Annotated in this window: 17 protein-coding genes; 12 read left to right on the top strand and 5 right to left on the bottom strand. The window is 65.5% G+C overall.

Annotation, left to right across the window (positions count from 1 at the left end; genetic code table 11):
- Window positions 1-21: 21 nt before the first annotated feature.
- On the bottom strand, window positions 22-1488 hold the full coding sequence (locus tag ACFRJ9_RS20650; protein ID WP_377671901.1) for a sugar porter family MFS transporter: 1467 nt from the start codon (window positions 1486-1488) through the stop codon (window positions 22-24).
- 103 nt (window positions 1489-1591) lie between these two features.
- Here ACFRJ9_RS20650 and ACFRJ9_RS20645 point away from each other — a divergent pair, with 103 nt between their 5' ends.
- Window positions 1592-2641 (top strand): LacI family DNA-binding transcriptional regulator, encoded by a 1050-nt coding sequence (locus ACFRJ9_RS20645; RefSeq protein ID WP_377671898.1) that lies wholly within the window; start codon window positions 1592-1594, stop codon window positions 2639-2641.
- Here the strand turns inward: ACFRJ9_RS20645 and ACFRJ9_RS20640 are convergent.
- From ACFRJ9_RS20640 to ACFRJ9_RS20630, 3 genes are read right to left on the bottom strand one after another with little or no spacing between them, the layout of a single operon-like run.
- Window positions 2638-3069 carry a LexA family protein gene (locus tag ACFRJ9_RS20640; RefSeq protein WP_377671896.1) on the bottom strand — a complete coding sequence of 144 codons (432 nt, stop codon included), beginning with the start codon at window positions 3067-3069 and terminating at the stop codon, window positions 2638-2640. The two genes, ACFRJ9_RS20645 and ACFRJ9_RS20640, sit on opposite strands and share 4 nt — an antisense overlap.
- Before the next feature lie 47 nt (window positions 3070-3116).
- Window positions 3117-3713 (bottom strand): dihydrofolate reductase family protein, encoded by a 597-nt coding sequence (locus ACFRJ9_RS20635; protein ID WP_377671893.1) that lies wholly within the window; start codon window positions 3711-3713, stop codon window positions 3117-3119.
- Window positions 3714-3755: 42 nt separating this feature from the next.
- Window positions 3756-4532 (bottom strand): SDR family oxidoreductase, encoded by a 777-nt coding sequence (locus ACFRJ9_RS20630; protein WP_377671890.1) that lies wholly within the window; start codon window positions 4530-4532, stop codon window positions 3756-3758.
- Between ACFRJ9_RS20630 and ACFRJ9_RS20625 the strand changes: the two genes are divergently transcribed.
- The 9 genes from ACFRJ9_RS20625 (at window position 4531) to ACFRJ9_RS20585 (ending at window position 15234) form a co-directional block, all read left to right on the top strand.
- Entirely contained in the window at window positions 4531-5052 is a 522-nt protein-coding gene (locus ACFRJ9_RS20625) for a hypothetical protein (RefSeq protein WP_377671888.1), read from the top strand. The genes ACFRJ9_RS20630 and ACFRJ9_RS20625 overlap by 2 nt on opposite strands.
- A gap of 149 nt (window positions 5053-5201) precedes the next feature.
- Window positions 5202-7904 (top strand): GMC oxidoreductase, encoded by a 2703-nt coding sequence (locus ACFRJ9_RS20620; protein ID WP_377671886.1) that lies wholly within the window; start codon window positions 5202-5204, stop codon window positions 7902-7904.
- A complete protein-coding gene (locus ACFRJ9_RS20615) occupies window positions 7901-9853 on the top strand; it encodes a hypothetical protein (RefSeq protein WP_377671884.1) in 1953 nt (650 codons plus the stop codon). Before ACFRJ9_RS20620 ends, ACFRJ9_RS20615 begins: the two co-directional genes overlap by 4 nt.
- A complete protein-coding gene (locus ACFRJ9_RS20610; RefSeq protein ID WP_377671882.1) occupies window positions 9850-10887 on the top strand; it encodes an alpha/beta fold hydrolase in 1038 nt (345 codons plus the stop codon). Before ACFRJ9_RS20615 ends, ACFRJ9_RS20610 begins: the two co-directional genes overlap by 4 nt.
- The gene (locus ACFRJ9_RS20605) at window positions 10884-11861 is read left to right on the top strand and encodes an acetoacetate decarboxylase family protein (RefSeq protein WP_377671880.1); all 978 of its coding nucleotides are present in this window, start codon (window positions 10884-10886) and stop codon (window positions 11859-11861) included. The genes ACFRJ9_RS20610 and ACFRJ9_RS20605 overlap by 4 nt, the downstream gene beginning before the upstream one ends.
- Window positions 11858-12340: a hypothetical protein gene (locus tag ACFRJ9_RS20600; RefSeq protein WP_377671878.1), complete on the top strand. Its 483-nt coding sequence runs from the start codon at window positions 11858-11860 to the stop codon at window positions 12338-12340. Before ACFRJ9_RS20605 ends, ACFRJ9_RS20600 begins: the two co-directional genes overlap by 4 nt.
- Entirely contained in the window at window positions 12337-12825 is a 489-nt protein-coding gene (locus ACFRJ9_RS20595) for a hypothetical protein (RefSeq protein WP_377671876.1), read from the top strand. The genes ACFRJ9_RS20600 and ACFRJ9_RS20595 overlap by 4 nt, the downstream gene beginning before the upstream one ends.
- Entirely contained in the window at window positions 12822-14165 is a 1344-nt protein-coding gene (locus ACFRJ9_RS20590; RefSeq protein ID WP_377671874.1) for a patatin-like phospholipase family protein, read from the top strand. Before ACFRJ9_RS20595 ends, ACFRJ9_RS20590 begins: the two co-directional genes overlap by 4 nt.
- A 199-nt stretch (window positions 14166-14364) precedes the next feature.
- Window positions 14365-15234: an FAD-dependent oxidoreductase gene (locus ACFRJ9_RS20585; protein ID WP_377671871.1), complete on the top strand. Its 870-nt coding sequence runs from the start codon at window positions 14365-14367 to the stop codon at window positions 15232-15234.
- Between the two features lie 22 nt (window positions 15235-15256).
- On the opposite strand, the gene ACFRJ9_RS20580 is transcribed toward ACFRJ9_RS20585, so the two are convergent.
- Window positions 15257-16648, bottom strand: coding sequence for an HNH endonuclease (locus tag ACFRJ9_RS20580; protein WP_377671868.1), 1392 nt, complete (start codon window positions 16646-16648; stop codon window positions 15257-15259).
- Window positions 16649-16830: 182 nt separating this feature from the next.
- On the opposite strand from ACFRJ9_RS20580, the gene deoC reads away from it, so the two are divergent.
- Entirely contained in the window at window positions 16831-17523 is a 693-nt protein-coding gene (gene deoC, locus ACFRJ9_RS20575; protein ID WP_377671866.1) for a deoxyribose-phosphate aldolase, read from the top strand.
- A 53-nt stretch (window positions 17524-17576) separates the two neighbouring features.
- Window positions 17577-17804 carry a hypothetical protein gene (locus ACFRJ9_RS20570; RefSeq protein ID WP_377671863.1) on the top strand — a complete coding sequence of 76 codons (228 nt, stop codon included), beginning with the start codon at window positions 17577-17579 and terminating at the stop codon, window positions 17802-17804.
- Window positions 17805-17854 lie beyond the last annotated feature (50 nt).

The following is a 17854-nucleotide window of genomic DNA, read 5'->3' as shown; positions in this document are numbered from 1 at the left end:
CTGGGCACGGGCAGGTGGCCGCTAGGAACCGAGTGCTGCGTCCTTCCTGTGCACCAGGTAAATGGCGCCCGTGGTGACGTCTTCCTCAAGCGCCTCGAGCGTACGGCCCCTGGTTTCGGGAACCTGGGTGTAGATGAAGATGAGCGCCAGGATGCCCACTGCGCCGAACAGGAAGAACGTTCCCGTAATGCCCACCCCGGCTACGAGGGTCGGAAAGAACAGGCCCAGGAGTGCGTTGGCGATCCAGAGGCAGAACACGGAGAGCCCGATGGCGAAGCCGCGGATGTGGAGCGGGAAGATCTCGGACAGCATCACCCAGACGGCAATGTTGAGGAATGTCTGCATCGAACCGACGAAGGCGACCACCAGGAACAGGATCACGAACGGACGGGCAGCATTGCCCACCGGAAGGACAATGGATGCGATGCCGATCAGGAAGTGGCAGATAGTGGTCAGCGTGAACCCGAGAAGGAGCGTGGTGCGGCGGTTGATGCGTTGCATGAGCGTCAGGGCAATGACACCGCCGACGACGGCAATCACGCCGGGGGCGATATTGGCGACGAGGGCGGCATGGGAGTCGAACCCGGCTTCCACGAGCACCGACTGGCCGTAGTACATGATCGAGTTGATGCCGGTGAGCTGCTGGGCGACACCCAGGCCAATGCCCACCAGGACGATGCGCAGGATCCACTTGTCCTTCAAAGCGCCCCAGGAGGTGGACTTTGATTCCTTTTCCTCGTCCGCAAGGTGCTTGACGTCGGCCATTTCCGCCTCGGCCCGCTCCACGGATCGGATGGTCTTCAGGACCACCAAGGCTTCCTCCGAGCGGCCTTTCGAAATGAGCCAGCGCGGCGATTCAGGCATCCGCAACATGCCGAAGAAGAGGGCGATGGCCGGCAGCGCCGCGACGGCGAGCATGACGCGCCAGACTCCCCCGAACTCACCCCAGACATTGCCGATGATCGCATTGACCACGAAGGCGGCAAGCTGGCCGATGACGATCATGAGTTCGTTGCGCCCAGCGAGGGAACCACGGATTTCGTAGGGTGCCAACTCGGCGAGGAACACGGGAACCACCGTAGAGGCACCACCAACGGCGAGGCCCAGAATGACGCGGCCCACCACCATCACTTCGAAGCTTGGCGCAAAGACGCAGGCCAGCGTTCCGGCAAGGAACAGGACCGCCAGCAGGATGATGGTCTTCCGACGCCCCCAGGAATCGGACAGTCGGCCGCCGCCCACGGCTCCTGCAGCTGCCCCGAAGAGCAGGGAGCTGGTGACTACGCCTTCCGTCAGCGGCGTAAGGCCGAGGTCCGCCGTCATTGGCCGCAAAGCCCCGTTGATGACACCGGTGTCGTAGCCGAACAGGAGGCCGCCGAATGTGGCCACCAAGGCAACGAGGCCCAGGCGCTTACGGTGCGGGCCGTTGGTCAGCGGAGGAAGGACAACGCCGTGGGCGCCTTCCCGTCGCGTTTGCGTAGCGGACATCAGGACTCCTTTGTCAGTGTGTTGCGGGTCATACTCTCCCGCTCTAAAACTAGACTAACGCGCGAAAGTCTTAAATGTAAGGTCAAACTAACAAATGAAGTAAATGGTCATTTCGCGCCATGGCAAGATGGAGGACATGGCCCCCGACCACCGGCACCGTCCAGCTACCCAAAGTGATGTCGCCCGCGAGGTCGGCGTGTCCAGGACACTCGTGTCGTTCGCGTTCCGTGGCGCACCCGGGGTCAGCGGCCAAACCAGGCAAGCCATCTTTGACGCAGCCAAACGGCTCGGATACCGGCCCAACGCCGCAGCCGCCGACCTCGCTCGCAAGCACCGCTCCGCCGTCGGGCTTCATCTGATGGACATCCGCAACGAGGTTTACGCCGATATCCTCAGCGGCGTGCGCATGGCGCTGCCCCAGGACAGCAACCGGCTGATCCTGAGCGTCTCGCGATCCGTTGACGGCGTGGACCAAGGCGCACTGGAGTCCCTGATTGAGGCCCGGGTAGGAATCATCATTGCCGCGACGCTGCTGGACTCCGACGAACACGTCCGCGAACTGGCCCGGATCGTCCCGCTGGTGAGCGTCACCCGCCCGGTCGATGGAGTGGACAGCGTATATTCAGACGACGCCGCGGGAGCGCGGGCCGCCACGCAGCACCTTCTCGGCTTGGGGCACACGAGGATCGCCCACCTGGCCGGCCCGCTGTACGACGGCCACATCGTCCGCCGCCAAAGCTATGAACAAACAATGCGCGACGCCGGGCTGAAGCCACTGACGCTGGCAGCGGACGACTTCACCCAGGATGCCGCGCAAAGGGCCGCCACCCAGTTACTGCTGGAGGCGGACCGCCCCACCGCCATCTTCACGCATAACGACCAATTCGCCCTGGGTGCCCGGGAAGCCACGTACGCCCTGGGCCTGAGCATCCCGCGCGACGTGTCCTTGGTGGGATACGACAATTCGAGGACGGCCCGGCTTCACGGCATCGAGCTCACATCCGTGGACCTCCATGCCGTCGAGCTGGGACAGTGGGCGGGAGCGGTGGCGCTGGATCGGCTCAACGACCCCGAGGTTCCCATCGCCGACAAGAAGCTCGCACCGGAGCTGGTGGTCCGCACGTCCACTGCGCCGCCGGAAAGCGCGCGTTAGACGTGGTGCAAGCAGGTGGTGGCCACACCCCAAATGGTCAGCTCCGACATCGCCGGCACCCTGATGTCCGGGAACTTCGGATTGTCAGCCTGCAGCACCACCCCTGACGACGTGATGCGGAGCCTCTTGATGGTCAACTCGCCGTCCAGGACAGCAACGACGACGGACCCGTCCTTGGGTTCGAGCGCGCGGTTGACGATGAGCTCATCCCCGTCACTGATCCCGGCCCCTTCCATGGATTGCCCGGTAACCCTGACCACAAAGGTGCTGGTGACATCCTTGATCAGATGCTCATTGAGATCGATCCGCCCATCGAAATAGTCCTGAGCCGGCGAGGGATACCCTGCCGCCACAGTCACCGGAGCCAAGAGCACCGATATCAGGGAAAAGCCCGCATCTATCACGCGGGGGCCGACGATCACGCCCACAACACACCTTTATTCGAATATATGTTCGATACTCGAGTGTACAGCTCCTAGCGAACAACCCGATACCGCACGTGGGTGACCAGACCCGTGCCACCCACCTCCGCAGGCTCAAGCCGGAGATCCCCGACGCCATCCAGAAGCCGCTCGCCGCTGCCAAGAATGACCGGCGAGATGTGGAGCCGGAGCTCGTCCATCAGTCCCGCTGAGAGGAACTGCCGTGCGGTCTGCGCTCCTCCGGCGATGGCTACGTCCTTGGTCCCGGCGGCTTCACGGGCACGGTCCAAGGCAGCCTCGATTCCGTCCGTGACGAAATGGAAAGTTGTGCCGCCCTGCAGCTCCAAAGGCTCTCGCCGATGATGGGTGAGGACGAAAACTGGTGCGTGATACGGCGGTTCTTCTCCCCACCACCCGCGCCAATCCGCGTCCCAGGCTTCGGGCCCCGGGCCGGCGAACATGTTCCGGCCCATGATGAACGCACCGGCTTCCAGGATGCCGGCAACCTCGGCCGCGTTGGCTTCGCGTTCCTCGAACTGCCAGCGGTGAAGGCGTTCGCCACCCTCCCCCAACGGCTGTTCGAAGCTCTGGCGGGGTCCGGCAACGAATCCGTCCAAGGACATGGTGAGATCGCAGGTGACTCGGCTCATCCGCCCATCCTGCCACCGTCCGCCCGGGGCGCATAGGAACAGCTAGGAAACGTTGAACCCGCCGTTGCTGTGGAGGATCTGCCCGTTGATCCACGAGCCCGCATCGGAGAACAGGAACCGCACCAGGTTGGCGGTATCCGAGGCCGTGCCGAGCCGTCCTGCCGGAGTGGCCCCGGTGGTCCACCCGCGGATGGCATCGTCCATCCAGCCGGTGTCGATGGGGCCGGGATTCACCACGTTGGCCCGGATCCCGCGGTGGGCGAGTTCAACAGCTGCGGCTGTGACGATGCGATCCAACGCACCCTTGCTGGCACCATAGGGCAGGTTGTGCACAGTGTGGTCACTTGTCAGGGCCACGATCCGTCCGCCGGCTTCACCCGGAGCGGCGTCCGGCAGCTGCTCTGCAAAGGCCTTGATCAGCAGCCACGTGGCGCGCGCGTTCACGGCAAAGTGGCGGTCCCAGCTCTCCAACGACGTCGTCAGGACCGAGCTATCCACCGACTCACAATGCGACATCACCAACCCGCTCACCGGCCCCAATCGTCCAGCTGCAGCGATCAGCTCCGCCGGAACGGCGGGATCGCCCAAGTCCCCGGCAACAAGCTCGACGGCGGCGCCCAGTTCCCGGCACTCGGCGGCGATGGACTCAGGATCGCCAGGGGACGACTCCATTCCCAGGCGTTGGTCGTAGGGCTGCCAGTAATTCAGCGCGAGGTCCCACCCATCGCCGGCGAGCCCGACCGCCAGCGCGGCTCCAAGGGAGCGGCGCCTCCCCACACCCGTGACAACAGCAACTTTCGATCGTTTCTCCAAGCCCATGCTCCGACCCTATGCGGCAGAGCGGGCGGGTTCTACGCTGAACCTGTTCACATCCGCGAAGATCCGCGAAGAGAGGGCGGCCATGGCACGGGATCCACAACCCACATTGGAGCAACTGAACATCCTCGTCGGCGAGTGGGAGACGTCCATCCAGGGCGTGGAAGCCCACGGCCGGACGACCTTCGAGTGGCTGGAAAGCGGAGGTTTCCTCATCCAGCGCTCCACGGTCCAGAGGGCCGAGTACCCCAACGCAGTGAGCGTCATAGGTGCCACCGGCTCGGATGGTGCTTTCCAGCAGCACTACTTCGACTCACGCGGCGTCGCACGGATCTATGACATGACGCTCAAGGACAATGTGTGGACCCTTTTCCGGGATGGACCGGACTGGCCCCAGCGCTTCGTTGGCCGCTTCAGTGCGGATGGCAACACCATCAACGCCCGTCTGGAACGGGGCACCTACCCCGGCGGCCCGCTGGAACACGACTTTGACATGGTGTACACCCGGACCGGCGGCCACTGACGTTCACGCCACCGGGTTAGTCCACCTCATTTACAGATCCCCTGCCCGGTGGGAACATAAGGCCCATAGTCCGCGGAGGCATCGTCCGGCCACGCCCGGTACCCGCCTTTACAGCTGTCTTGTCAAGCTCTCCTCTGAGAGGAACGGCCATGGGTCGTCTGGGGTCCGGGAACAGTGGGGATGCGGGTTTTGAACCCGCCTCCGATCCCCCGCGCCACCGGGCAGGCGGCATCGAAAAAGTTGACGCCGTGGTGGTGGGTTCTGGTTTCGGCGGTTCAGTGGCCGCCCTCCGGCTGGCCGAGGCCGGCCAATCCGTAGTTCTCATGGAACGCGGCAAGCCCTACCCGCCCGGCAGCTTCGCGCGCTCGCCGGCGGAAATGGGCCGGAACTTCTGGGACCCGGACCGCGGGTTGTACGGGTTGTTTGATGCGTGGACCTTCCGCGGCACCGAAGGACTGGTCTCCAGCGGCCTCGGTGGCGGTTCCCTGATCTACGCCAACGTCCTGCTGCGCAAAGACGAAAAATGGTTCGTCAAGGAGTCGCCCGTTCCGGGGGGTGGTTATGAGAACTGGCCCTTTACCAGGGCGGACCTCGATCCCTACTACGACGCCGCGGAAGCGATGCTCCAGCCGGTCCCCTACCCGTACCGGGACACGGCCAAGACCACGGCCATGGAGAAGACCGCCGCCAACCTTGGCCTAGCCATCAGCAGGCCGCCCATCGCCATCACGTTCGCCGCCGGACCGGGCAAGGAACCGCGAACCAACCAAGCCCTGCCCCTGCCCGGTTACGGCAGCGTCCACGGCCCGGACACGTTCCGCACGACGTGCACGCTGAGCGGCGAATGCGACATCGGCTGCAACGCCGGCGCAAAGAACACCCTGGACCACAACTACATCTCCGCGGCCGCCGCCAAAGGCGCAGACATCCGCCCCCTCCATGACGTCCGCGGTATCCGGCCCTTGAATCCGGTCACCAACGGCGGAGGCTACGAGGTCCGGTACGTGGTGCACGATCCCGAACACCACGGGGGTCTCCTCACGGAACGGATCATCCATTGCCGCCGGCTCATCCTGGGAGCGGGCACGTTCGGCACCAACTTCCTCCTCCTCCGCAACCGCGGCTCGCTGCCGGCCCTCAGCGACGCACTGGGGACGCGCTTCAGCGGCAACGGCGACCTCCTGACGTTCATCATGGATGCGAAGACTCCCGCCACCAACGGTTCGCGGCCCGGCGTCCGGACCCTCACCGGCAGCCGCGGGCCCGTCATCACCACCGCGATCAGGGTCCCCGATTCCAATGACGACGACGGCGATGGTCGCGGCTACTACGTGGAGGACGCCGGGTACCCGGCCTTCATGAACTGGCTCATCGAAACCGCCCAGCTGCGCACCGCCGCCAAGCGGACCGCCAAGGTGGCCGGGCAGCTGCTCAAGGACAGACTGTTCGACGCCGGCCGCTCCAATGTATCGGCCGACCTCGCCGCCGCCCTGGGTGACGGCCGGTTGTCCTCCAGTTCGGTGCCGCTCCTGGGAATGGGCAGGGACATCCCCGACGGCGTCATGACCCTCCGCGACGGGAGGCTCGCGATCGCTTGGACCATGGCCACGTCCACCGAATATTTCGGCCGGGTACGCGAAACCATGGCCTCAATCGCCAAGGACCTGGACGGCGACTTCATCGACAACCCGTTCTGGTGGGCCAAGCGCGTCATTACAGTCCACCCGATTGGGGGCGCACCGTCGGGCAGGCACCCGGCCGAAGCCGTGTGCGATTCGTACGGCGAGGTGTTCGGGTACCCGGGCCTGTATGTGGTGGACGGTGCCGCGATGCCCGGCCCGGTGGGCGCCAACCCGTCCCTGACCATTTCCGCCTTCGCTGAGCGCACGTGCGCGCACATCCTGGACGCCGCCGGCCAACCCGACAAAACCGGCAAAGCCGACCAACCTGACCAACCCGGCCAAGCAGGACACCGCGGCCTCACCCCGACGGACGCCGCAGGCACCCCGGAGTCGGCGGGCGCCGTCGTCGACGTCGGTGCATCGGCTCCCCGCGCCCTGGCGCCGGACGCCACCAAAGGCAAAGGGGCACAGGCGGAACAGCCCGCGAGCGCCGTGACCGAGGTGATTGAAGCGGGTACCCGCGGCCTGGGACTGCCGGGCAAGCCCTCCACCAGTGGAGGCGGGCCGACCTCCGTCCGGTTCACCGAGCAGATGCATGGCTGGTTCAGTCCCGGCGTCACCGATCCCGGGAAGGGGCGGAACCTGGGCAGGGACCGGAGCCGGAAGATCATGTTCGAGCTGACCATCACGGCTGAGGACATTGATGCCTTCGCAGCCGATCCTGCCCACCCCGCCAAGGCTGAAGGCTACGTGTTGGCGGATTATTTCGGCGGGAGGATGCCAGTGGAACGCGGCTGGTTCAACCTGTTCGTCGCCGATGCGTCCGACGACGGCAGGCCAGCCAGGCGCATGCTCTACCGCTTGTGGTTGCGCGACCCCGGAGGTACGCCGTTCACGTTCACCGGCCACAAACTCATCCACAACGACGCAGGCCTGGACGTCTGGCAGGACACCACCGTCCTGTACGCCACGATCCTCCGCGGACATGTGCCACCGCCGGAAACAGCCGCACACAACCAGGACCACCCCGACCAGGACGGCGTGGTGGGTGCCGGAATCCTCTACATCCGCCCCCTCGATTTCGCCAAACAACTGACCACGTTCCGCGCACAAGGCCCCCAAGCCATCACGGGCCTGGCCACCTTCGGGAAACTGTTCGCCGGCGAGCTGTGGCAGGTCTACGGGCGCGCACTCCGGCGGGTCCCGTTCCCACTCAAGCCGAAACGATGAAGAGCCGGGAACTGGCGAAACACCACGCCGTCCTGGGCTTCACTCCCCAGGCGGCGGTCCGTTGGCTCTCGCCCATGTCCTTGGCGCGGACGGCGTTGAAAGTCATGGCTGCCACCGTCTTTGCCGACTTCGGCGACAAACGGGAACTCGAGGGAGGCTTCCCCGCCGACCCCCTGCGCTTGGACAAACTTCCTGTGCCCGGCCAACCGGCACAGCCGCCGGTCAGCAGTCGCGGACTTCCGGGCCCGGCTGAGCTCACCGAAGAACGGGCCGCCGGACAGGCCACCACCGAACTGTGGCTCGACTACGCCGCAGACCTGGGCGACGGGTTCGACGCCACGTACACGGTGGCCTCACTCCTTGCCAAGGACACGTTGACAGTAGAAGGCCAGGAACTCCAGCGCGGCAAGGTCCTGGTCCTGGGCGGGGACGAAGTGTATCCAGTGGCCTCCCCCGCCGCGTACGAAAACCGCATGGTCGGGCCGTACCGGATGGCGTTGCCCAAAGCCCCGGCTCCCCCCGCCGTCATGCTCGCCCTCCCCGGGAACCACGACTGGTATGACGGCCTCACCTCGTTCATCCGGCTGTTCACCCGGCAACGGAACATCGGCGGCTGGCGGACCATCCAGACCCGCAGCTACTTCGCCGTACGGCTGACGGGCGAATCACCGGCAGGCGGCCGCCGCGGAACACCCGGCTGGTGGCTCCTGGGCCTCGACAGCCAGCTCGGCCAGTACATCGACGAACCCCAACTGGACTACTTCTACCGGAACGTCACCCTCCAACTGCAACCCGGCGACGCCATCATCCTCTGCGTCGCCGCCCCCTTCTGGGTAGACGCGGCCGAACCCGGAACCAACGAGTTCCGCCAAGTGAACTTCTTCGAGCAGGACTACCTCCGCCGCCGCTTCGACCCGGAAACCGGACTCTTCCAAGCCACCGGTGCCAGCGTCCGGCTCTGGCTCACCGGCGACCTCCACCACTACTCCCGCTACGAACAGCGGGCGCCCGGCGAACCTGAACACCTCCCACCGGATCCCGCCCGAACCCAAATGATCACCTGCGGACTTGGCGGCGCCTACCTCTCCGATGCTCACTGGCTCCCCGAGGACCTGGTGCTCCCGGCGCCCTCGGCCACCCCCGGGGAATCAGCCGGGGTGCGGGGCGACCCGCCAAAGCCCGCCGCCCGGCGCTTCACCCGCATGCCCGCCATCTACCCCGGCCCCGCCGACTCCCGGCAACTTGGGCCACGCCTTGCGAACCCCCTCTCCCCCTACTGGCTGCCCGTCCGGAACCCGGGCTTCGGCGTGTCACTGGGCATCGTGCACGTCATCGCCGCCCTGACGCTCTGGACCGTCTTCAGCGCTTTCCGTGGAGAGTCGTTCGTGGACAGCCTCAGGAGCCTGACCCAAGGGAACACTCCCCTGCTGCTGGCCGCTTTGGTCCTTGCCATGCCGCTGCTGCTCGCCATCGTGGCACTCCTCGCACGCGCACTGGGACTGGCCAAGGCAGGCATCGTGGTCTTTGCCCGAGGCGCGCTCTACCAACTCTCCGCGCTCGCGGTGAGTGCCGCCGTCGTGATCCTGGTTCCTTGGCCCCGCGGCTGGCCGGACTTCGTGATCCTGCTCCTGGCCCTCGCGCTGGTGCATCTGGGCGGGTGGGCGTTCGGCAGCGAGGCCTTCGCCCTGTACATCCTGGCGACGCCCAGCGGCGAGGTGTCGTCCTGGAAGATGTCGGGTCAATCCATCGAGGACCACAAAGGCTTCCTCCGCATCCATCTCACCCCCGACGGAAACCTCACCGTCTACCCGCTCATGGTGGACGCCGTCTGCCGAGACTGGCAGTTGGCGATGAACGACGACGCGCGGCTGGTTCCGGCGTCGGGTCTACCGGCGGTGCGGCTGCTTGAAGAACCCATCACCATCGCACGGAAGGGAACCCCGCCATGATCATCACCCGTGCCGAGCACCGGACCGAGGTCATTCCGTTCCGTGCCCGGGACAACACACCCCTGAGCCTGGTCCACGTCACCTCGCCTGCGGAAGTCACCAAGGGGCCAGTGATTTTGGTCCACGGATCAGGAGTACGGGCGGAGCTGTTCAGGCCACCGGTCAGGACCACGATTGTGGACGTGCTCCTGGAAGACGGCTGGGACGTGTGGATGCTCAATTGGCGGGCGTCCATCGACTTGGACCCGCTGTCATGGACGCTCGCCGACGCTGCAGTGTACGACCATCCGGCCGCCGTCGAGCATGTCCTGGACGCTACCGGCGCGGACACCATGAAAGCCGTGATCCACTGCCAGGGCTCAACCTCGTTCACCATGTCCGCCGTCGCGGGCCTGCTGCCGCAGGTGGACACCATCGTGTCCAACGCGGTGTCCCTGCACCCGGTGGTCCCGGCGTTCTCGCGCCTGAAGATCGACTACCTGACGCCGGTGGTCAAAGTGTTCACGCCGTACCTGTCGCCGTCGTGGGGGTACAAGTCACAGGGCTACTTCACCCGGGCCATCCGGGGGTTGGTGAAGGCCACCCATCACGAATGCGACAACACCGTCTGCAAAATGGTCAGCTTCACGTACGGCAGCGGCCGCCCGGCCCTCTGGTCCCACGAAAACCTCGACGACGCCACTCATCAATGGCTCAGTGGCGAGTTCGCGGAGGTGCCAGTGACGTTCTTCGAGGAAATGGGCCGCAGCATCAAGGCAGGGCACATGGTGGCAGCCGGAGACCACCCCGAACTGCCGGACAATTTTGTAGCCCAGGCACCCCGAACCGAGGCCCGTTTCGCTTTCATCGCAGGTGTGGACAATCTGTGCTTCCTACCCGAAAGCCAGCAACGCACCTTTGAGTTCTTCCAAAAGCACCGCCCCGGCAAGGACTCGCTGCACCTCATCCCCGGCTACGGCCATTTGGACGTCTTCTTCGGCGACCACGCGTGGCAGGACACCTTCCCCGTCATCGTCCAGGAGCTGAACTCATGAAAACCCTCACCGAGCTGGTCACCCCATTGATGAAGCTCATCCCCTCGCCTGTGCCCCGCCGGCAGGAGCGTCTCCGCGGCCAACACGCCCTGGCCGACGGCATCAAGTACGTCATGCCCGTCAATTCCGATGACTCACCCGTCCTCATGGCCGCTTTCCCCATCAACAAACGGGCAGCGGCGGCGGCCCTCCCCGGCAGGGAAATGCGCCCGTTCGGCCTGGGCGGCAAAGGCCTGCTGGTAGTCACGGTGGTCAACTACAAATCCACGGACATCGGCAAGTACATCGAGTACTCGCTGGCCATCGCCATCACGCACGGCAGCCGGCCTGCCCCGCCCATCCTGCCGCTGATCTTCCAAAAGACGTTCAAGCTGGGGCAATTCGTGGTGGACCTGCCCGTCAGCACGGAGGTCTCCGTCAAAGGCGGCAAGGGGATCTGGGGCATGCCCAAACACCAGGCGAACCTGGACTTCGTGGTGACGGACTCCACCGTTTCCGCCCAATACGACAAGGACGGCCAGCTCGGTTGCTACATAGAAATCGAACGGCCCGAACCTCTCGGACTGCCGCTGAAACTCGCGGCGTCCAACTACTGCGCCTTCCGCAACATGCTCTGGAAATCGGACATCTACTTCGAAGCCGCCGGAGACATCGCCCTCGGAGCCCAAGCAAAGGCGCGCCTCATCCTGGGTGACGCGCCCGGCGTCGAACCCTTGAAGAAGCTGAAGGTGGAGGACAAACCAATCTTCACGGCATGGCTGCCGCAAGCGCACGGCGTCCTGGACGACCACTACGAAGCCTGGTTCCTGACCGCGCCCACGGAAGCCGGAGCCGCGGCCGTCAGCGGCGGAGAGATGATGGACAGCGTCGTTGGCCTGGGCCAAGGGCAAGTGTGGCTGGCACCCCCTGACCGCAGCCGGATCCCGGGCGCCGGCACCGCGGCCCCGGACGCAACGCCCGGCGGTGCCCGGTGAACTGGCTGCTGCTGATCAACGCCTTGTACTTCCTGTTCGGCGCCACCATGTACGTGGGCACCATGTGGGTCCTCAAGCTATTCCTCTACCCCACGTGGCGCTCCCTGGCACGCGAGAACGTGGACATGCACTTCGGCATCCCCACCCGGGCGGCCACCAAGTTCTTCACCATCGTGGTGCCCGTCATGTTCATCAGCGGCGGCATCCTGGTGTGGTCGGAATGGGGCACCGTCCGCGTCATTCCCGCCATCATCTGCCTGCTGGGCATCATCGTGCTCACGTGGGTGGGGCAAGGCATCATCATCCCCATCAACATCCGCATCCGCGGCGGCGACTTTGCCGACGACGCCGAACTCCGCACGCTCCTGCAACGGTGGATGGTGCTCAACGACATCCGTTTCTACGTGTCCACACTGACGTGGGCGGCCATAGTCTGGCTGCTGGTGGACCGCGGCGATTTGTTGGAGTCGTTCGCGTGAGCGCCGGCCAGCACACGGGATCCCGGAAACCGCACCTTCCAGGAACGGTGGCTTGGGCAGCTGCCGATCCCCTCAGGGCAGTCCTCGCCGTGATCGCCGTCATCACCGTGGTCACCGGCGCCGTCCAAGTCCCGTTCGGCGGCGCCGTGCTCCAACTCATCGGGGCCGAGTCCACACCCGAAACCCGCCAGCTCTTCGGCACGGTCGGCATGTTCATGGTGGTGGTGGGCGGACTGCTCCTCCACACCCTGCTCAACGCCGTCCCATCACCAGAGGTCGTCCTCTGGTCCGGCATCCAAAAGACCGGGGCGTTCGGCGCCGTGGGCATCGGGGTACTCAACGGCGTCTTCTCCCCCATCGCACTGCTGGTCGCCTTCTTCGACCTCGCGACGGCGATCCTCTTGTTCATCTATTGGCGGCGGATCAGCGCAGCTGCTCCGGAACTGGGCAACGTCAGCCCTCAAGGCCGGGGCCGGACGGCATGAAGCGGTCCCTGGTGCTCGCAGGAGGCGGGATGCGCGTGGCCTGGCAGGCCGGCGTCATGAAGGCGCTCGAAGAGGAGGGCCTGGAATTCCACCACGTCGATGGCACCTCGGGCGGAATCCTCACCGCCGGGATGCTGCTCTCGGGAATCTCCGCCAAGGAGATGTGCACCCGATGGTCCGGGGTAGATGTCAAGGACTTCGGCTCCGCCCTGCCGTTCCGTCACTACGTGAAAGGGCCATGGTCGCTCCCGGCCATCGGGGATGCCGACGGAATCCTGGACGAGGTCTTCCCGGCCCTGGGGATCAGCGACTCCGCAATCCGCAGTCGCGCGGCGCAACCGGGCGCCGTCGAAGGCTCCTTCAACGTGGTGGAGTTCACCGAAAAACGGTGTCACGCGATCGACGCCACCGGCATCGACGCCGAACTCATGGCCGCCGGGATGTCGCTGCCGATCTTCCTGACACCGTTGCGGCGCGACGGCCAGATCTGGACCGACGCGGTGTGGGTGCGCGACGCGAATGTCGCCGAGGCCCTGCGACGCGGCGCCGATGAAGTGTGGCTGATCTGGTGCATCGGCAACGCACCGTACTGGGGAGACGGCCCCTTGGAGCAGTACGTCCACATGATCGAAATGAGCGCCATGGGCGCCCTTCTTGCGGATTTCGAGGCCGCCGCAGCCGGTGGGCGCGACTTCGTGCTGCATGTGGTGCGGCCAGAGCATCCGCTACCCCTGGATCCCGAGTTCTATTTGGGCAGGATCGACGCGGACACGCTCATCGCCATGGGTTACCGGGATGCGCGCGCATACCTCGACGCCATGACACCGGCCGGTCTCGTCAAAGACGCCGGCTGCACCGCCATGACCGAGCCCGCTCCGGGGGTCCGCTTCAACGACACTCTCCGAGGCGAATTGGACGGCTCCCCCATCACTTTCAAGGGCACCGTGGTGCTGCCCTCCGTGGGCACAGACGAACCGCCGCACCTCACGGGCTTCCTCGACCACCCGCAGTTCGGCCGCATCTTCCTGGCCGACGGCCGTGTGGAGACAGTGGGCGACCAGGTCAGCTACCGTGCCCGGATAAGGCTCGACGGCGGGTGGCAGGACATGGCGGTAACGCGGACCTTGCGGAATGATCCAGGTCCGGATGCGTGGGCGGACACGCGGCTGGCGCAACTGAGCTTCGGGGAATCCCGGGCCGAATTGACCATGAGCCTGGCCGACACCGCCGGGCTTTTGGCCTCTGTTGAACCGGTCGGCGCGCACGGCTTCGTGGACCGCGCCGCTGCGGCAGCCGGATTCGCCGCGAACGGGCTGCGCGAGCTGCTGCGCCGGTACTGAATTCCTGGCACCCCAGCCAACTACCAGGCGTCGACCTCACCGCCTATCTGCGCGAATGTGATCTACGTTATTACCGGCCGGTAAACAGCAGGCTACGGAACGACGAAAGATGGCAACAGCGGGGAAACACCCGCGAAAAACCGGACATCTACGCTGATGATCAACAGCACCAAACAGGTCATCAGCGAAAGGGCCACCCATGTCCGCCACCCCGTCCGTAGCGTCCCTCCACATCGTCATCGCAGGCGCAGGTCCTGCGGCCCAGGCTTTGGTGCGGCGGCTGGCTGGCACCCCGGATCCCCGGCAACGCTCCTTTGGCGGCACCATCACCGTGCTCAGCAACCGCGACGAATGCCCGGATGCCCTCCTTGAACTCGCGGAGCTCCCGCAGGTCTCAGTCCGCTTCGGCCAAGCAGCCAGTTTCATCGACGCCGACGCCAAGATCGTCACCACTGTGGACGGGATGGAGTTCTCCTACGACCAGTTGGTCATCGCCACAGGTTCGGCCCCCGCGCTCCCGCCGGTAACGGGCGCTGAATCCGGTCTGAGCTACTCCACCATCGACGACGCCGCCGGCATCGGTGAAGCCGTCAAGGACGTCACCAGGCTGGTGGGCCGCCGGCCCCTGGGAATCCTGGTGGGCAACGGACCGGCCGCAGGCCAGGCTGAGGCCGTATTGCGGGCCCGCGGAGTCCGCCCCGTCCGCACCACCCTCCGCCCTGCCGCCGTCATTCCGTCCCTGGCCGGTTCCACCCTCCCTGCCACGGGCATCCTCTTCGAAGACGGCAGCAGCATGAACGGCGATCTTGTGGTGCTCGCCGAGGAACGCACCGCCCGCAACGACCTCGCCCTGAGCGCCGGCCTCCTGACAGCGCCCGACGGCGGCATTGCAGTGGGGCGCGACCTCGCCACCGCCGTCCCGGGCATCTGGGCTATCGGCGACGCCGCTTCCTGTGACGGCCTCCGACTTGGTCTGCTCCTCTCGGCCGAATCGTCGGCGCTGCTGTGCGCCTCGGGCTTGATGCTGGGAGCAATGGGCCGCGAACCCCAGGCTGCACTGGCTGCATAGCCGGTGTGACCATCGGCCGCGCTCATGCTGCGAGTGTCCCAGCGCGACGGGCGAATTTGAGCGCCTTGGCACGCTTGTGCAGCCGGCGTCGATCGCGTCGGGACTGTGCCCCTCCGGTGGTGACTTCCTGAACCATATTCCGTGGGGCGTTTCGGACTCGCACGTGCCCCGGCAATCGTGGTGCTTTGGACTGGTGCTTGTGTCCGGTGGGGGTGCTGACTTCCAAGGAACGCCCGTCCCCCGGCAGCATTTCGGCGGTCCAGCCGGGGTTTTCCTTGGTGTGGTTGCAGGCTTCGCAGAGTCCTGCGCCGTTGTCGGCCGTAGTGGTGCCGCCCGAGCGCCACGGGATGATGTGGTCGATGTGCCGGATGGGCGCGTCGCAGTAAGGGGTGCGGCAGGTATCGTCGCGGATTTCAATGAAACGTCTAAGCCGCGGTGGGAAGATCCGGGCCTTAGAGTCCATAGTCAGGAGCTCGCCGGTGCCGGGTGCGGCATAGAGCCGACGGAGCCACACGGTGAACTCATCCCCTGTGCCAACAAGAGTTCTGGCCCACTCCGAAGGAACAATTCCGTAACCCTTGAGCCGGGCCGGTTCGCTGTCGCCTTGGAGAAGGGTTCGGTCGGTCATGACCAGTTGGACTTCCACGCGGCTGATCCCGCCGCGCTTGCCGGTGAGTCGTTCGACGAGGGTGTCGGCCATGACCTGGCCTCGGGTCCGCGAATCCCCCACGGAACGGGCCGAATCCGCCGTTCGGGTCAGCGCGGCGTAGGCGGCCACCCCCTGGGCGGCGGGCAGCAGGGCTGTCAGGTAGGTCATGGCGTCCGGTGCTGGGCGCAGGTTCACGGTCCGTTCGGCGGCGGCGTGGCTGGCGCGTTGGGCCACCGAGCGGGGATCACGGCGATACGCTGCGGCCTTCGCGGCGGCGATGATGGCCCGGTCACCCTTCCCCTCGAACGTCCCGGTATCGGCTGCGAGCTCCTCGTCCACGGCGGACCGGTCCTCGACAGACAGGCCGGCGGTTTCTTTCACGAGCAGGGTCGCCCGCCACTCATTGAGCTGGCCCGACTCCAAGGCGGCCATGGTGCGGGGCATCTCCGACACCAACGCCTTCGCCAACCGCAGAAGCCGGGCCCCACGGTTCGGAGACTCCCGCCGCGCCAACGCCACCTGCGCTCCAACGTCCTGGCCTTGCTCAGAAACGGGCACACCAGTTGCCGCCTGAGCTCGCCGCCGGGAGCGGTCAAACGCGACAGCGACCCGCGCTTGCAACCCCGCAATGGCCGACTTCAGCTCCTCCAGTCCCCGCAACTGGTCGATCAGGGCCTTATCACTTAAGGCAGGTCTGATCGAAGCCACGGCAGCGCGGAGCTCTTCTACGCTGCTGCCAGTTAACCCACACCGAATCCCGTCCATACGAACACTCTTCCAGCACCCGGACGCCATCATCCCGCCCGGAACCGCCTATGTGGAAAACCAGCGAGGATGTTGGCCCGGCAGACCGGAACGGCCTACCGCGCTGTGGCAAGATGGTCCTTTGACGGGCAGTGACAACCCTGCGGCCACCGGGCCGGCCACGCCCTGCACGGAAGGATCCCATGAGCAACGAAGCCGTCGCCCCTGCAAACATCGCCGCGTACATCGACCACACACTGCTGAAGCCCGAGGCCAGCCAGGCTGACGTCCTCAAGGTTTGCGCCGAGGCCGCCGAGTACAAGTTCAAGTCTGTTTGTGTGAACCCGATCTGGGTCAAGACTGTCACGAAGGCCCTCAAGGGTTCGGGTGTCTTGACATGCTCGGTGATCGGGTTCCCCTTGGGGGCCACCCCCAGCGACGTCAAGGCTTTCGAGGCACGCGGCGCCGTGCTGGATGGCGCCGACGAGATCGACATGGTCATCAACATGGCGGCCGCCCGCGCCAATGACAAGGGCGCACTCGTGGAGGACATCACAGCCGTCGCGGAGGCGGTCCACGCCGGCGGAGCCATCCTGAAGGTCATCATCGAGACCTCCATGCTGAGCGATGAGCAGAAGGTCCTCGCGTGCCAGGCATCCGTGGAGGCCGGAGCCGATTTCGTCAAGACCTCCACCGGTTTCAACGGCGGCGGAGCCACGGTGGAAGACGTTGCCCTGATGCGGCGCACTGTGGGACCGGACCTGGGCGTCAAGGCCTCCGGCGGAGTGCGCTCCCTGGCCGATGCACAGGCTATGATTACTGCTGGTGCAACACGTATCGGAGCGAGTTCCGGAATTGCCATTGTCAAGGGTGAACAGGGTTCATCCGCCTACTGAGGCTTCCGCGACCGCCAAGGATTTTTGAGCCCTGCGGGGCCGAGGAGGAATGAATGTCCAAGAACGCAACCAGCGCCCCCATTGAAAAAGAAAACAACCTCGGCACAAGCATTGCGCTGTTCGTGGTCATGATCGTGCTCTTCTTGGGCGCTATCTACTCTTTGTCATTCCTGAGCCTCGAAAACCCGTGGCCGATGGCTGTCTGCCTGGGTCTGTTCGCCCTGGCGTTCTGGATTCCGCAGACCATTCTCGGCCGTTCCGACTCCGCCGGCGAAAGCTAAACCCTACATGTCAAGGAATGGTCCGGGCTATTGCCTGGACCATTCCTGTT

It is taken from the genome of Paenarthrobacter sp. NPDC056912, from assembly GCF_042786555.1.
GTDB lineage: Bacteria > Actinomycetota > Actinomycetes > Actinomycetales > Micrococcaceae > Arthrobacter.
Note: the sequence above shows the minus strand (reverse complement) of the source record. Positions and strands in the feature narration are given on the sequence as shown.

Excerpts from the sequence above, each read along its gene's own strand:
- ACFRJ9_RS20650 (WP_377671901.1), bottom strand. The coding sequence starts at position 1,488 with ATGTCCGCTACGCAAACGCGACGGGAAGGCGCCCACGGCGTTGTCCTT.
- ACFRJ9_RS20645 (WP_377671898.1), top strand. The coding sequence starts at position 1,592 with ATGGTCATTTCGCGCCATGGCAAGATGGAGGACATGGCCCCCGACCAC.
- ACFRJ9_RS20635 (WP_377671893.1), bottom strand. The coding sequence starts at position 3,713 with ATGAGCCGAGTCACCTGCGATCTCACCATGTCCTTGGACGGATTCGTT.
- ACFRJ9_RS20625 (WP_377671888.1), top strand. The coding sequence starts at position 4,531 with ATGCTCCGACCCTATGCGGCAGAGCGGGCGGGTTCTACGCTGAACCTG.
- ACFRJ9_RS20630 (WP_377671890.1), bottom strand. The coding sequence starts at position 4,532 with ATGGGCTTGGAGAAACGATCGAAAGTTGCTGTTGTCACGGGTGTGGGG.
- ACFRJ9_RS20620 (WP_377671886.1), top strand. The coding sequence starts at position 5,202 with ATGGGTCGTCTGGGGTCCGGGAACAGTGGGGATGCGGGTTTTGAACCC.
- ACFRJ9_RS20615 (WP_377671884.1), top strand. The coding sequence starts at position 7,901 with ATGAAGAGCCGGGAACTGGCGAAACACCACGCCGTCCTGGGCTTCACT.
- ACFRJ9_RS20610 (WP_377671882.1), top strand. The coding sequence starts at position 9,850 with ATGATCATCACCCGTGCCGAGCACCGGACCGAGGTCATTCCGTTCCGT.
- ACFRJ9_RS20605 (WP_377671880.1), top strand. The coding sequence starts at position 10,884 with ATGAAAACCCTCACCGAGCTGGTCACCCCATTGATGAAGCTCATCCCC.
- ACFRJ9_RS20590 (WP_377671874.1), top strand. The coding sequence starts at position 12,822 with ATGAAGCGGTCCCTGGTGCTCGCAGGAGGCGGGATGCGCGTGGCCTGG.
- ACFRJ9_RS20585 (WP_377671871.1), top strand. The coding sequence starts at position 14,365 with ATGTCCGCCACCCCGTCCGTAGCGTCCCTCCACATCGTCATCGCAGGC.
- ACFRJ9_RS20580 (WP_377671868.1), bottom strand. The coding sequence starts at position 16,648 with ATGGACGGGATTCGGTGTGGGTTAACTGGCAGCAGCGTAGAAGAGCTC.
- deoC (WP_377671866.1), top strand. The coding sequence starts at position 16,831 with ATGAGCAACGAAGCCGTCGCCCCTGCAAACATCGCCGCGTACATCGAC.
- ACFRJ9_RS20570 (WP_377671863.1), top strand. The coding sequence starts at position 17,577 with ATGTCCAAGAACGCAACCAGCGCCCCCATTGAAAAAGAAAACAACCTC.